Raw genomic sequence first — 12,125 nt, 5'->3', positions numbered from 1 at the left:
CCACCGTTGGTGGCCGCCGAAATGGCAGCCAGCGTCGGGAGCCAAGATTGATGCGGCCCGTGTGACTCCGCAAATTCTTTTATCAGAATGATGATATCGGAAAAACCGATAGCCTATGCAAGTCCACGTCGGTGCGTATCGCGGCGATTGAGGCCGCTTGGCTGCAATCCGAAGGACTGATCAGGCGGCACCATCCATGTCGGACGTCCGGCCAATGGCATCAAGCCGCTTTTGCAATGCAAGCCTATCGATGCTTTGCAATGGCAGGCTGGTGAAAATCGAAATCCTTGCATTGAGCATCCGGTATGCTTCCGAGAATGCCAGATGCTTCTCGGCTTCCGTTCCTTCGGCGGCGGCTGGGTCGGGCACGCCCCAATGGGCGGTCATCGGTTGACCGGGCCAGACCGGGCAGCTTTCGTTGGCGGCGTTGTCGCAGACGGTGAACACGAAATCCAGTTCCGGCGCGCCGGGCAGGGTGAATTCGTCCCAGTCCTTCGATCGGGCGAAGCCGGTGTCGAAATTCATCTGCCGAAGCAGATCCAGCGTGTAGGGATGGACTTCCCCTTTCGGCTGGGAGCCGGCCGAATAGGCCTTGAACCGGCCCTGTCCGACCCGGTTCATGATCGCTTCCGCAAGGATCGACCGGGCCGAATTGCCGGTGCATAGAAACAGGACGTTGAAGACCTTGTCTGCCATGGTTCTCTCGCTTCTCTGATAATCGTGAACTTGAAGTGCATCCCTGTCGCGGGCACATTAAATCAATATATCAAGAATACTAGATAAAAATGATTTGGCAAGGCTGTACTTTGTATCCGCGGCATTGAAACGATGAAGTGGTGGAAAGCGTGCTTCCAGGCACTGATCGATTCAGTCGCCGATCCAGGTCGAAACCGAATCCGTGATCACGCGGCAGTCGCCGGAGATGTTCATGACCTTTTGTGCGAACTTTGGCAGTGTCATCTTGACCGAGCCGGAGGTGCGGATCTCCGTCTCAGAGACCAGTTCCATGGTCAGGCGAACATCCGTTTTCTGTGCTCCCTCCGCACCGTAATCGATGCCTTGCGTGAAGATCGAAGCGGTCCAGCGATTGTTGCCTGCGGCACTCCAGCTGTGGCCGGGATTGAAATCCCGCGGCAGCTTGTTGGGATCGAAAGGTTTGGGGAAGCTGACACGCCGCGTTGTCGTTTCCGGGCCCTTGTTCTGAGCCGCCATCGCGCTTGCCAGCATCTCCGGACATCCTTCCATGCGCGTGGCCTTGACCACCGTGCGCCAGTTCCCGTCGCGCGGCTGCAGCCCGCCGGGGAACAGTTCGACCTCCTCCTGTCCCTGTCCGCCGCACTCCCGGTCGATCTGCCTGCGGGAGGCCGTTGACCATTCCGGCTTGCGCCCGGCGCCGATGATCAGGATCCCGCCGGAGGCCGATGGAAGTTCCGTACCCGCTGCCACCGACGCCTCGTCAATGGTCAGATCGGAGAGAAAGAAGCGTGCGCCGTTTCCGGTGCATTCGGCGACCAGCGCCTTTTCTTCAGCCATGGCCTGAGAAGCCACACCGCAAGCGATGGTGGCCGTTGCCAGAAAGATCTTCCACATGGTCTCGTCCTCAATTGGCAGGTTTGCGGTTCGGAACGAGCCGGTCGAGCAATTCGGCAGCGCCTTCCTCGGTCAGGGGACCGCCGGGATCAGATCCGGGTTCGGGCGCCAGCCCGATCTCGAACACATTCGGGCCTTCCGCGGTGATCTCGACATCGCCGGCAAACTGCAAGTCGCCGGCATCGCCCGTGACCCGGTAGCGCCCAGGCAGGAAGGAGCCGCTCATGCTCGGCGCGAAGTCGCTCGGCGCCCAGGCATCGAGCGGCAGGCTGTCATCAAGCGGGATCGCCGACCATTGCACCTGAAGGCTCTCAAACGCCTCTCCGACTTTGAACGTCGCCTCGACCTCGCCCGATGGCGGGCTTGCGGATGTCGTTTGCTGCTCCGGTTGCGCCGGCAAGGCATTCAATGTCCCGACCTGAAACGGGACCCGGGCCTTTTCCACGCGGCCATCGCCCATTTCATAGACGAGGTCGTAGGTTCCCTCCGCTAGCGGTGCGATAAGCGGATTGCCCTCGGCCACGCTTACCAGCGTGGTTGCCCATCCGACGTCGGCCCCGTCTTTCTGCACCGTGACAAGATCGCTCGAGCCCTGGCCGCCAAAGCTTTCGAACGTGATGTCCGCACCGGGCGCGACCACGGAGGGGACCCTCAGGCTGACATCCGGGTCCACCTGGCTTTCGATACGTGTGGACCCGACGATCGTTCCATCGCCACGTTCCAGCGTGACAATGAATTCGCCCGGCTCCGGCGGCAGCGCCAACGCGTTTGACTTCCGTCCGGCAGCCCCGCTGACATAGGACCATGTGACGGCTGCGCCATCCGGATCCCCATTGGGTTTCGCCTTGTAAAGCGTCAGCTGGAAATCGGCCCCGCCGACGTTCAGGCCCTCTCGGTTGATGGTCAGGTCGAAAAGGGCATTGTGCCCGGCGAGATAAGGCCCTCGATCGATCAGCGTGATATCCGGCAGGTCACCCGCCAGAGCCACTTCGATGGATCTGGCTTCCGGGTCCCCGATCTCGAAACTGGTTTCTCCCGCCCCGTTGGCGGTTGAAAGCAGAGCCGTGTAGCGGCCCTGGTCCAGATCGAGGACAAAGGGCGAGTACCGCGCATCGCCGGTCAGTTCCGCAAGTTCGGTCACCGTGCCGGTATCCTCATTCCGGAGCGACCAGCTGTATCGCTCCGGCATGCTGTTGTTTCCAAGCAGGATGAACAGCTTAACCTCCGCAGAAATGGCAGGCTGCTCCACCGGAGCTTGCGCTTCCGTCTGTCTCAACGCGTCAGCCAGTTCTTCGCCGGTCGTTGGGCGCAAGAGCTTGCCGCCGGTCCTGTCCGGGATGCAGGCAAGAGTATTCGCCTCGGCTTCCGACAACCCGAAACCAACCACGTGCGCCCGTATCTTGATGCCTGACTGAGCGAGTTCATCCGCAATCGCGCAGACATCCGGAACGCAGGTTTCGATGCCGTCGGTGATCAGGACGATATCGGCCTCCTCGGCCGTACGCGGGACCTGTCGCGCGGCCTCCCGGAGTGCGCCGCTGATTGGCGTCTTGCCTTTTGGGTTGAGCGCGTTCAGGCGGGCAGAGACATCGTTCGCCGCGTAGACGCCCGACGGAAACAGGGTTTCGATATCTCCACAATCGCCCCGTCTTCGGTGCCCATAGGCGACAACACCGAGTGGTCGGCTCATGTCACGCCCGGCAAGATAATCGCCCAGAACCTCGCGGGCGACCTCGATACGGGTGCGGCCCTCGAGCTCCGCCCACATCGATCCCGATCCGTCGAAGACGAGGATGGTCGCGCTGTCCTCCTGAGCCTTGGCAGGCGGTTGCAGCAACAGCAGGAGGCCGGCGGCCAGTCCCAGGCCGTATCGCGAAGAGAGATGACGAAGCATGATCAAACCCGGTTGTGTTTCTTGCGCCGGATGGTTGCCAAGCTTGGTCCACTTGGCAATATATGGAAATCCTTAGGTGTGGCCCCGGTGTGACAGGAGCAGTCTATGCAGGCCAACGCGGTGGAAGACCTCCTGACATCGATGCAGACCGCGAAGGGCACGCCGGCGGTTTGGGAAACCGCCGCCGCCTTTTTTGATGCCTGTGGTTTCGATCGGATCATCTATCTCGACATGGGCCCGGACAGGGACAGGGTGATGGCCACCATGCCGGACGCCTGGATGGCCCATTACACCGAGCGCAATCTTGCCCGCATTGACCCGTTCATGCGCTATTGCGCGGCCTCGCTTATGCCGGTCGGCACCGGGGTCGACTATCTTGAGGAGCATTCCTACCTGGACCCACGCGAACGCGGCTTCATCCGCGAAGCCGCGGAGACCGGTTTTCGCTCGGGCATGAGCTGCATGATCCGTGTGAAGGGGCCGATGGGCGCTGCGGGCTGGAACCTGGGATCAACCATGCCGCGCCATCAACTCGAGAAGGTCTTCGCCCGGCAGGGGGACGTCATCCGCCTCGCCGCGCATTTCAGCCATGAAAAACTCACGCAGTCAGACGGGGCCCCCGAGACGGCAAGGGTCGAGCTTTCGCCCCGTGAAACCGAATGCCTGCAATGGCTGGCGGCCGGGTTGCGGACCAAGGAAATCGCGGACCGGATGGGAATTCGGCCGATTACCGTCGAGCTGCATCTTCGCAATGCGCGAACAAAGCTTGGTGCCCAGACCCGCGAGCAGGCGCTTGCGCGCGCTATCGCGGCCGGTCTCCTAGCGGTCTGATCATTGGATTGATCTGCTTAGCGTTGCCGGATGGCTCTCTGAGCCTGCGACAGGTCAATGAAGTCCCGCGCGGCCTGGGTCATCTGGCTGCCGCGCCGCCATGCAACGCCGACCTGCACCATCGGCAGGCTTCCCGATACATCGCGGCTTTCGATCCGGTCGCCTTCAAGCGACCAGGGCCGGTAGACAAGATCCGGAAGCAGGGCCACGCCGGCACCGGTAGCGACAAGGCTGCGCACCGCTTCGACCGAGCGCGTTCGGAAAGCGATTTTCGGGCGGGATCCGATGGCGTTGAGCAGCTTGGCCGTACTTTCCTCGATTTCGTCAATCGTCAGCATGATCACCGGTTCCTCGGCGACGTCCGAGACGTTGATGCTTTCAGCCGATGACAGGCGATGGCCCAGCGGCAGCCACAGCCGATAGGGCGAGACTTCGAGGATTTCGGTCTGTAACGCCATGCGGTTGCGCAGATTGGAAATCACGATCACTGCCACATCGAGTTCGCCGCCGATCAGCAGATGTTCGAGATAGTCTCCGTTGTCCTCGATCGCTGAAACCGTCACGCCCGGAAACGCCCGCCGGTAGCGCGCCAGCAGGTCGGACAGCACATAGCCAGCCACAAGCGACGTCACACCGAGATTGAGCGTGCCCGTGATGTTTTCCTTGTCATCAGAAAAGGTACGTCTCGCGTCGGAGACATCGGAGAGGATCTTGGTGGCGTGGCGCAGGAACTGGTGGCCTTTGTGGGTAATGGTCAGCCCGCGCGAATGGCGGTCGAACAACTCCACCCCGAGGTCGCCTTCCAGTTCCTTGATCGCTTCGGTCACCGCCGATTGGGAAATCGACAGGTTCTGCGCTGCCCCTGAGACTGTGCCCTGGGCGGCGACGGCGACGAAATACTGCAATTGGCGGAGCGTGAAGGCCATGCCGCATAACAATCAGCATTCTGTGCGGCTGACAACCGGGCTAACTGCCCCGATGGCGGACCAGGTCTCTCTGGGGCGAGCAGATGGCACCGTCAGCGGAGTGCCGGCTCGGCGTGCTGGTTGCGCCGGTCGCGTGAACCGGAGGATGGTTTAAAGTCCCGCTGTTTCAACGCGCTTGAGGCATTCTGACGGGTAGTACGGCCAGTACGCAGCGTCACATGAGCTCACCGAGGCGATGCCGGGGGCGACAAGGCGCACCTTGCGCGCGATGGGTTGATGCGCAAGCCGGGCGCCGCGAAGCGGTGCGGCGATCGTGCTTTCTGCCGGCGTCAAGGAGGCTTTGACAGCCATGCTCGCAGCGGCCGAAAGCTCGGGCATGCTGTCCGCGTCGGCGGCGATGGAAGCCGCGCCCAGAGCGAGGACAGATGCGGATATGATGGCGATCTTTTTCATGCCACACCAACGCCGCAGAAGCGCCTTGGTTCCCGCTGTGGCGAGGGCTGCAGCGTCTGAAACGGTTCCCGATGCATCCGCCATGTATATGGTTTCGCGTCGCAGCTCCTCTGTTTTAGGAAATATTTTCAGTGGTTTGAGACACGATTTCGGTAAGATTGCACCACTCTCAACGAAGGGTCTGACGCGGGCCCCCAGCCTCCCGTGCTCGAGGGCCGCCATCCTGTTTTGCGGGCACTGTCATCGTGCCATTGCGGTCGCTGGGCGGCTTTCCTTTTTCAGCGATCAGCCCTAGGTGTTGCTGACCGAACCGGAGCAAAGATCCAATGAACGTTGCAGCCAGGACTGACGGGAGCCGCCATGAACATCATGAGCGGCGCTGGATCGCAATGGCGATCTTGCTCATCGCCGGCTTCATGAACCTGATCGACGTCACCATCGTCAACGTGGCGTTGCCCAGTCTGCAGTCCGGCCTTGGTGCCACCAGCGCCGAGATCGAATGGGTCGTTGCAGCCTACATCATGGCCTTCGCGATCGGTCTGCTGCCGTTCGGCCGTCTCGGTGACATGCTTGGCCGTCGCAGGATTTTTCTCTTGGGTGTCGGCGCTTTCACCATCGCCTCGGCGCTTTGCGGTCTGGCTCCCGGGATAAACACGCTGATTGCTGCCCGTGTGTTGCAGGGCATCGGCGGAGCGATGATGACGCCGCAGACGCTGGCCATTGCGCAAGTGATCTTTCCACCAAAGGAGCGCGGCCTCGCCTTTGCGCTGTTCGGTGTCACCGCTGGTCTGGCCGCCGTTTCCGGCCCGTTGATCGGCGGGTTGCTGATCGATGCCGATATCTTCGGCCTGAGCTGGAGGCCGATCTTCCTGGTCAACATCCCGGTCGGCCTCTTCGCCATCCTTGCAGGGCTGAAATACATTCCGGCCATGGAAGGCAACCGGGATGTCGGCATCGACATCGGCGGGATCGCGCTTGCAGGGCTGACCTTGCTCCTGGTCGTCTTTCCGCTGATCGAGGGACGTGAACTGGGCTGGCCCGCCTGGATCTTCGCACTATCGGTTGCAGCAATTCCGTCGGGATGGCTCTTCGTCCGGTGGCAGCATCGTCAGGCCGATGCGGGCGGCCCACAGCTCCTGCCGGTGACCTTGATGTCAAATGCCAGCTTCATGGGCGGTGTGCTGACAGCGAGCCTGTTCTTCTCGGCCGTTCCCGGTTTCTTCATGGTGTTTGCTGTTTTTCTGCAGACCGGTTTCGGTCTGACGCCGCTGCAGTCCGGTCTGACCACGGTTCCCTTCTCTGCGGGCGTCTTTCTCGCCTCGATGCTGTCGGGAAGGCTTGGGCCGCGCTGGCAGCGTCAAAGGATTTTCATCGGCTCGGCCATGCTGTTCTGCGCCATGCTCTGGTTGCAGTCCCTTGTCGGAGGACTGGGGACGAGCGTGCATTCAAGCCTCTTCCTGCCGCCATTTCTCATTGCCGGCCTTGGTCTGGGAACGGCCGTGTCACCCTTGTTCCAGCTCGCGCTGTCCAGCGTGCCCGACCGTGATGCCGGATCGGCTTCGGGCGGAGTGCAATCGTTCCAGCAGGTGGGGGGAGCCTTGGGCGTCGCAGTCATGGGCCAGCTGTTCTTCGGCCGGCTGATGTCGGGAACTGTGCCGGGTGCGGATTACCCGACCTACATCGATTCACTCTACCATGCCCTGTTCTATCCGGTCTTCGCCTTCGGCTTGACCGCGCTGGCAGTGTTCTTCCTGAAGCCGCAAGCTGCCCAGCACAAACCTGGTTGACAGGAAACGGCCTCAGGCAGATTTACCTCAAAGCAACTTTCTTGCCTGGCCCCGTTTCTTCTTGCTGCAATGTGCTTTATGTAGGCCCCAAAGAAAGCCGTGGCCCGACGGTGACCCGCGCCCGGCGCCCGCTCCAGCGGGCCTAAACACGAAGTCCGAAAGACCCGACATGACAGACCTTGCGACCATCCAGCCGGCGATAGCCCGGGCTCTGGCCAAACGCGGCTATGAAACACTCACTCCGGTTCAGGAAGCCGTGCTTGCGCCGCAACTGCGCGATGCCGATCTGCTGGTCTCCGCCCAGACCGGGTCCGGCAAGACGGTGGCCTTCGGCATTTCGCTTGGACCGACACTGATGGGAGACGAGGAAGCGCTGCCACGGGCCGAGGCGCCCCTGGCGCTCGCCATCGCTCCGACCCGTGAGCTGGCGCTGCAGGTCGAGCGCGAACTGGCCTGGCTGTACGGCGAAGCGGGTGCCCGGATCGCCACCTGTGTCGGCGGCATGAACATGATGACCGAACGCCGCACGCTTGAACGCGGCGCCCACATCGTCGTGGGAACGCCCGGCCGCTTGCGCGACCACATCGAACGCGGGTCGCTCGATCTGTCGGCCATTCGCGCCGTGGTGCTCGATGAAGCCGATGAAATGCTGGATCTCGGCTTTCGTGACGATCTGCAGTTCATACTTGATGCCGCGCCGGACCAGCGCCGCACGCTGATGTTTTCGGCAACCGTGCCATCAGGCATCGCCAATCTTGCCAAGCGCTACCAGAACAAGGCGGTTCGGGTGACCACCGCGGGTGACCAGAAACAGCATCTCGACATTGAATACCGGGCGCTTTCGGTGGCCCCCAATGACCGCGAAAACGCTGTCATCAATGTCCTGCGCTATTACGATGCCAAGAATGCCATCGTCTTCTGCAGCACCCGCGCCACCGTCAATCACCTGACCGCGCGGTTCTCCAACCGTGGTTTCTCGGTTGTCGCGCTGTCGGGCGAATTGAGCCAGAACGAGCGCACCCACGCTCTTCAGGCCCTGCGCGATGGCCGGGCCAAGGTTTGCGTTGCGACTGATGTCGCCGCCCGCGGTCTCGATCTGCCCGATCTCGAACTGGTCATTCACGCAGACCTTCCGAAGACACCGGAAACTCTGCTGCACCGGTCGGGCCGCACCGGGCGTGCCGGGCGCAAGGGCGTTTCGGCGCTGATCGTTCCCTACAATGCCCGCCGCCGCACCGAACGTCTGCTCTCGGATGCCCGCATTGCCGCTGCCTGGGCGCGCCCGCCTTCGGCGGATGAGATCCTGGCCCGCGATGATGAGCGGCTGATGGCTGATCCGTCATTCGAGGCTGAGATCGGTGAAGACGAGAAGGCCATGGTGACGGCCCTTCTCGAGAAGCACGGCGCGGAGAAAGTGGCGGTTGCGCTGATGCGCATGCACCGTGCAGGCCGCTCCTCGCCTGAAGAGCTGATCGAGCAGGGACCGGTCTCCGCGCCTGGTGGAACCTACCCGGAGCGCGCGCCACGTGAACATGTTCCGCTCAAGGACGCTGTGTGGTTCTCCTTGTCGCTCGGTCGCAAGCAGTCTGCGGAGCCGCGCTGGCTGCTGCCGATGATCTGCCGTGCAGGACACATCACCAAGACCGAAATCGGTTCGATCAAGATCCACGACCTGGAAACCCATGTGGAAATCTCCGGAGCTGCCGCCGACAAGTTCGAGGCTGCCATTGGTCCGACCCGCAAGATCGAGAAGAACGTCACCGTCACCCGCCTTGATGGCGTGCCCGAGATGCCGGCCCGTTCCCCGCGTCCGCCCAGGGCCCGCGACGAGTTTGCAGCAGCGCCGGCGCGCGCGCCAAAGGAGGAATGGCCCTCCGCCGATGAACGTCCCCGGGAAAAGTCAAAACCGGACTACGCCAAGAAGCGGCCCTTTACCGGTGGCAAGAAGCGTGATGACCGTCCACCGCGCCAGAACGCCTATGCCGACCGCAAGCCCTCGGACCGCGACGACCTGCCGGCAAACGCAACGCCGGGTGTCTGGCCCTATGATGATTTGCCGCCCGCGCCGAAAGCAGGGGCCGACAAACCCAAGGCGGCTGCGAAACATGGCAAGCCCGTCAGGGAGCAGACGAGAGCGGATGCCGGCGATTCCCGGCCCGCCTTTGCCAAGGACAAGAAGCCGAAACGCGACAAGCCCGGCTTCAAGGCGGCCGCCAAACCGGCCAAGCCGCATCGCAAGGGTCCGCCGTCCGACGCCGCCAGATCGGACACCGGGTCCGAAGGTGGCAAGGGCGGCTTGAAGCGCAAGCCGAAAAGCTAGGCAATTCCGAGCCGTTTCAATCTTGGTCTTGTTCGGGCTCGAAAGTCAGCAGGTCACCGGGCTGGCAGTCGAGCTCGGCGCAGATCCGTTCCAGCGTTTCGAAACGGATGCCCTTGACCTTGCCGGATTTCAGCAGCGACAGGTTCTGTTCGGTAATGCCGATCCGAGCTGCAAGCTCCTTTGACCGCATCTTTCTCAGTGCAAGCATGACGTCGAGGCGAACGATGATGGCCATGGTCACACGATCTGCCGGTTGTCATCGCGCACTTGCGCTGCGAGTTCCTGGATGCTCGCGACCGCATAAAGCACAAGCGAGGCAAGTACGCCGCTGGCGTGGCTGGTGCTCAGGCCCAAGGCAATGAAGCGGGCGCCCTCAGGCTGGTTCAGGCTGGCAACAAGGCTCGCGGGGATCTGCGCCACCATAGCATAGAGTGTCGCGGCCAGCAGCCAGCGACTGGCCCGCCGCATATGCGCGGCGGCCTCGAGGCTGAGCGGTTCCTCGCCCGAAACGCTGCTGAACATCCGCGCCAGCCACCACAAGGCAATCGTGGTCAGGCCCAGTTGCGCCGTCGCAAGAAGCGCGAGCAGGACCACCTGCCACTCCGACACATCGGTGACTTGCGGATACACATTGCGTATCCACCCCTTCCAGAGCTCAGGCGCCAGCACCGATCCTGCCAGCAGCGCCAGACCGGCAACAAGCGCCAGAATCACCACCGCCCGCAACAACAGCGCCAGCTTCTGGCTTGTGCGGGTCACCTTGATTGACATCGAATACTCCATTGCCGTCTCTCCAAAAATAAACTATGAGGACTATAAATTATCGTAAAACAATAAAAAATCAAGGAGAAAATGAAATGGCGCGAATCCGTTCCCTTCTGCTGGTCCCCCTCGTTGTGCTGCTTTCCGGCTGTCTGTCGGTGACCCCCCGTGGTCTGGTCGCAATGGCAGGTTTCAATCCCCTGCAAATGAACCCCGCGGAGCTTGGTGCTGGCCTCGGTGTGCCTCAATCCATCCGTCTTGCGGATGGCGACGCGATGATTGCAATGACCTGGCAGGTCCGGGGTGAAGCGGCCCCCAGGGTCAATGAGAGGTTCTTGCTGCAGATATCGGATTCGTCCGAGATTGTCGGAATGCCTCCGCCCCTCCGCGGCGAGCGGATCTATGTCGGACGCCTCTCTAGGCTCGATTCCGTTCGCATGAGGGATGTGCAAGAGCGCATTCTTCGCCACAAGTCGGAGGGACTTGTAGGGCAGGGCAGTTTCTCGATCAACCTGCGCGGCGGCTGCACCACGGCCCCGCCGCTCACGGAACTTCCCTTCCGTACATTTGTGAAGACCGGTTCAGACAGTTCCTGGATCGAAACGACCCGGCGTTCGGACTTTGTCGCTACCCTTCCGGCGCATGAACGGAAAGAGTTTATGCAGTCAGTTCGGATCTGCAACGGAACGGGATAGATCCGCAGCCTCTGCCCGGAGTGAATATCGCCGTATGGTGGTTGAAAAAGTGCAATATCGGGTGGTTTACTGTGGTCACTTGTTTCCGTATTCTTAACGAAAGCATGTTTAAAGTCGAATATGGGAAGGGGTTTGGCCCCATGCATGATGCGTTTCCCGTCGCGGCCAGGCGCTGCAAACGGCACATGCCTTCTTTCGAAAGGTGCCGGGTTCCAAACAGATTAACCGGTTAGGCCGGTCCGGAAGACTGAAGGCGCGTGTGCGTCCGGTCGCGGAAAGGCCAACTTGACGCGAGGACAAGATGAACGAGACGCAAACCGGCAATAAGACTTCAGGTCTTGAAATTATTTCGTTTTTCCTCGGCGAACAGGTGTTCAGCGTGAACATCATGTCGGTCAGGGAAATCCGCGGCTGGGCACCTGCGACGCCGCTGGCACACGCACCGAGCCACGTTCTGGGTGTTATCAACCTGCGTGGAACGGTGATCCCGGTCATCGACATGGCACTGCGGCTGGGTCTTGAAGCGATTGATCCGACCGAGCGGTCGGCAATCATCGTTGCCAGCATCCGCGGGCAACTGGTTGGCCTGCTGGTCGACAATGTTTCCGACATGGTCACCGTCACCGAAGATGAAATCCAGTCGGTGCCCGAAGTTGGCGCCACCGAAGTGCAGCGGATGACCACGTCGATCATCGCCAAGGACAAGCAGATGATCTCTCATCTGGACCTGGACTCGTTGCTCGACGAAGAAGGCGAACTCGCCGCCTGAGATCTGTCCAAGGACAGTCAGAATTTTGAAAACAGGCGTTCCGGCTCGCCCCGGTGCGCCTGTTTTGTCATGGTTGCGCGCGGTCCGGCCGCTCACGG

At 61.6% G+C, this 12,125-nt stretch carries 12 protein-coding genes; 5 read left to right on the top strand and 7 right to left on the bottom strand.

Annotated elements, in window-relative coordinates; genetic code table 11:
- Nucleotides 1–180: 180 nt before the first annotated feature.
- From GTW23_RS19865 to GTW23_RS19855, 3 genes are all read right to left on the bottom strand, one after another.
- Nucleotides 181–696: an arsenate reductase ArsC gene (locus GTW23_RS19865; RefSeq protein WP_152009830.1), complete on the bottom strand. Its 516-nt coding sequence runs from the start codon at nt 694–696 to the stop codon at nt 181–183.
- Between the two features lie 171 nt (nt 697–867).
- On the bottom strand, nt 868–1,590 hold the full coding sequence (locus GTW23_RS19860; RefSeq protein WP_152009829.1) for a hypothetical protein: 723 nt from the start codon (nt 1,588–1,590) through the stop codon (nt 868–870).
- 10 nt (nt 1,591–1,600) lie between these two features.
- Nucleotides 1,601–3,484, bottom strand: a complete 1,884-nt coding sequence (locus GTW23_RS19855) for a vWA domain-containing protein (RefSeq protein WP_252917136.1) — start codon at nt 3,482–3,484, stop codon at nt 1,601–1,603.
- A 105-nt stretch (nt 3,485–3,589) separates the two neighbouring features.
- Between GTW23_RS19855 and GTW23_RS19850 the strand changes: the two genes are divergently transcribed.
- The gene (locus GTW23_RS19850) at nt 3,590–4,315 is read left to right on the top strand and encodes a helix-turn-helix transcriptional regulator (protein WP_252917134.1); all 726 of its coding nucleotides are present in this window, start codon (nt 3,590–3,592) and stop codon (nt 4,313–4,315) included.
- A 17-nt stretch (nt 4,316–4,332) separates the two neighbouring features.
- Here GTW23_RS19850 and GTW23_RS19845 read toward each other — a convergent pair whose 3' ends face one another.
- Together GTW23_RS19845 and GTW23_RS19840 are read right to left on the bottom strand one after the other, a co-directional pair.
- Entirely contained in the window at nt 4,333–5,241 is a 909-nt protein-coding gene (locus GTW23_RS19845) for a LysR family transcriptional regulator (RefSeq protein ID WP_252917132.1), read from the bottom strand.
- A 150-nt stretch (nt 5,242–5,391) separates the two neighbouring features.
- Nucleotides 5,392–5,778 carry a hypothetical protein gene (locus GTW23_RS19840; RefSeq protein WP_252917130.1) on the bottom strand — a complete coding sequence of 129 codons (387 nt, stop codon included), beginning with the start codon at nt 5,776–5,778 and terminating at the stop codon, nt 5,392–5,394.
- 242 nt (nt 5,779–6,020) lie between these two features.
- On the opposite strand from GTW23_RS19840, the gene GTW23_RS19835 reads away from it, so the two are divergent.
- Together GTW23_RS19835 and GTW23_RS19830 are read left to right on the top strand one after the other, a co-directional pair.
- On the top strand, nt 6,021–7,481 hold the full coding sequence (locus GTW23_RS19835) for an MFS transporter (RefSeq protein ID WP_252917128.1): 1,461 nt from the start codon (nt 6,021–6,023) through the stop codon (nt 7,479–7,481).
- 169 nt (nt 7,482–7,650) lie between these two features.
- On the top strand, nt 7,651–9,801 hold the full coding sequence (locus GTW23_RS19830; protein WP_252917127.1) for a DEAD/DEAH box helicase: 2,151 nt from the start codon (nt 7,651–7,653) through the stop codon (nt 9,799–9,801).
- 16 nt (nt 9,802–9,817) lie between these two features.
- On the opposite strand, the gene GTW23_RS19825 is transcribed toward GTW23_RS19830, so the two are convergent.
- Together GTW23_RS19825 and GTW23_RS19820 are read right to left on the bottom strand one after the other, a co-directional pair.
- The gene (locus tag GTW23_RS19825; protein WP_152009823.1) at nt 9,818–10,036 is read right to left on the bottom strand and encodes a helix-turn-helix domain-containing protein; all 219 of its coding nucleotides are present in this window, start codon (nt 10,034–10,036) and stop codon (nt 9,818–9,820) included.
- A gap of 2 nt (nt 10,037–10,038) precedes the next feature.
- Entirely contained in the window at nt 10,039–10,572 is a 534-nt protein-coding gene (locus GTW23_RS19820) for a hypothetical protein (RefSeq protein ID WP_252917125.1), read from the bottom strand.
- 86 nt (nt 10,573–10,658) lie between these two features.
- Here GTW23_RS19820 and GTW23_RS19815 point away from each other — a divergent pair, with 86 nt between their 5' ends.
- Nucleotides 10,659–11,258, top strand: coding sequence for a hypothetical protein (locus tag GTW23_RS19815; protein ID WP_252917123.1), 600 nt, complete (start codon nt 10,659–10,661; stop codon nt 11,256–11,258).
- 301 nt (nt 11,259–11,559) lie between these two features.
- On the top strand, nt 11,560–12,027 hold the full coding sequence (locus tag GTW23_RS19810; RefSeq protein WP_152009820.1) for a chemotaxis protein CheW: 468 nt from the start codon (nt 11,560–11,562) through the stop codon (nt 12,025–12,027).
- The last annotated feature ends 98 nt before the right edge of the window (nt 12,028–12,125 follow it).

The sequence above is a fragment of the Parahoeflea alexandrii genome (assembly GCF_024105735.1).
GTDB classification, from domain to species: Bacteria; Pseudomonadota; Alphaproteobacteria; order Rhizobiales; family Rhizobiaceae; genus Hoeflea; species Hoeflea alexandrii.
This window is presented reverse-complemented; position numbering and strand designations above follow the sequence as displayed.

Excerpts from the sequence above, each read along its gene's own strand:
- GTW23_RS19860 (WP_152009829.1), bottom strand. The coding sequence starts at position 1,590 with ATGTGGAAGATCTTTCTGGCAACGGCCACCATCGCTTGCGGTGTGGCT.
- GTW23_RS19845 (WP_252917132.1), bottom strand. The coding sequence starts at position 5,241 with ATGGCCTTCACGCTCCGCCAATTGCAGTATTTCGTCGCCGTCGCCGCC.
- GTW23_RS19820 (WP_252917125.1), bottom strand. The coding sequence starts at position 10,572 with ATGTCAATCAAGGTGACCCGCACAAGCCAGAAGCTGGCGCTGTTGTTG.
- GTW23_RS19835 (WP_252917128.1), top strand. The coding sequence starts at position 6,021 with ATGAACGTTGCAGCCAGGACTGACGGGAGCCGCCATGAACATCATGAG.
- GTW23_RS19855 (WP_252917136.1), bottom strand. The coding sequence starts at position 3,484 with ATGCTTCGTCATCTCTCTTCGCGATACGGCCTGGGACTGGCCGCCGGC.
- GTW23_RS19865 (WP_152009830.1), bottom strand. The coding sequence starts at position 696 with ATGGCAGACAAGGTCTTCAACGTCCTGTTTCTATGCACCGGCAATTCG.
- GTW23_RS19840 (WP_252917130.1), bottom strand. The coding sequence starts at position 5,778 with ATGGCGGATGCATCGGGAACCGTTTCAGACGCTGCAGCCCTCGCCACA.
- GTW23_RS19850 (WP_252917134.1), top strand. The coding sequence starts at position 3,590 with ATGCAGGCCAACGCGGTGGAAGACCTCCTGACATCGATGCAGACCGCG.
- GTW23_RS19830 (WP_252917127.1), top strand. The coding sequence starts at position 7,651 with ATGACAGACCTTGCGACCATCCAGCCGGCGATAGCCCGGGCTCTGGCC.
- GTW23_RS19825 (WP_152009823.1), bottom strand. The coding sequence starts at position 10,036 with ATGGCCATCATCGTTCGCCTCGACGTCATGCTTGCACTGAGAAAGATG.
- GTW23_RS19810 (WP_152009820.1), top strand. The coding sequence starts at position 11,560 with ATGAACGAGACGCAAACCGGCAATAAGACTTCAGGTCTTGAAATTATT.
- GTW23_RS19815 (WP_252917123.1), top strand. The coding sequence starts at position 10,659 with ATGGCGCGAATCCGTTCCCTTCTGCTGGTCCCCCTCGTTGTGCTGCTT.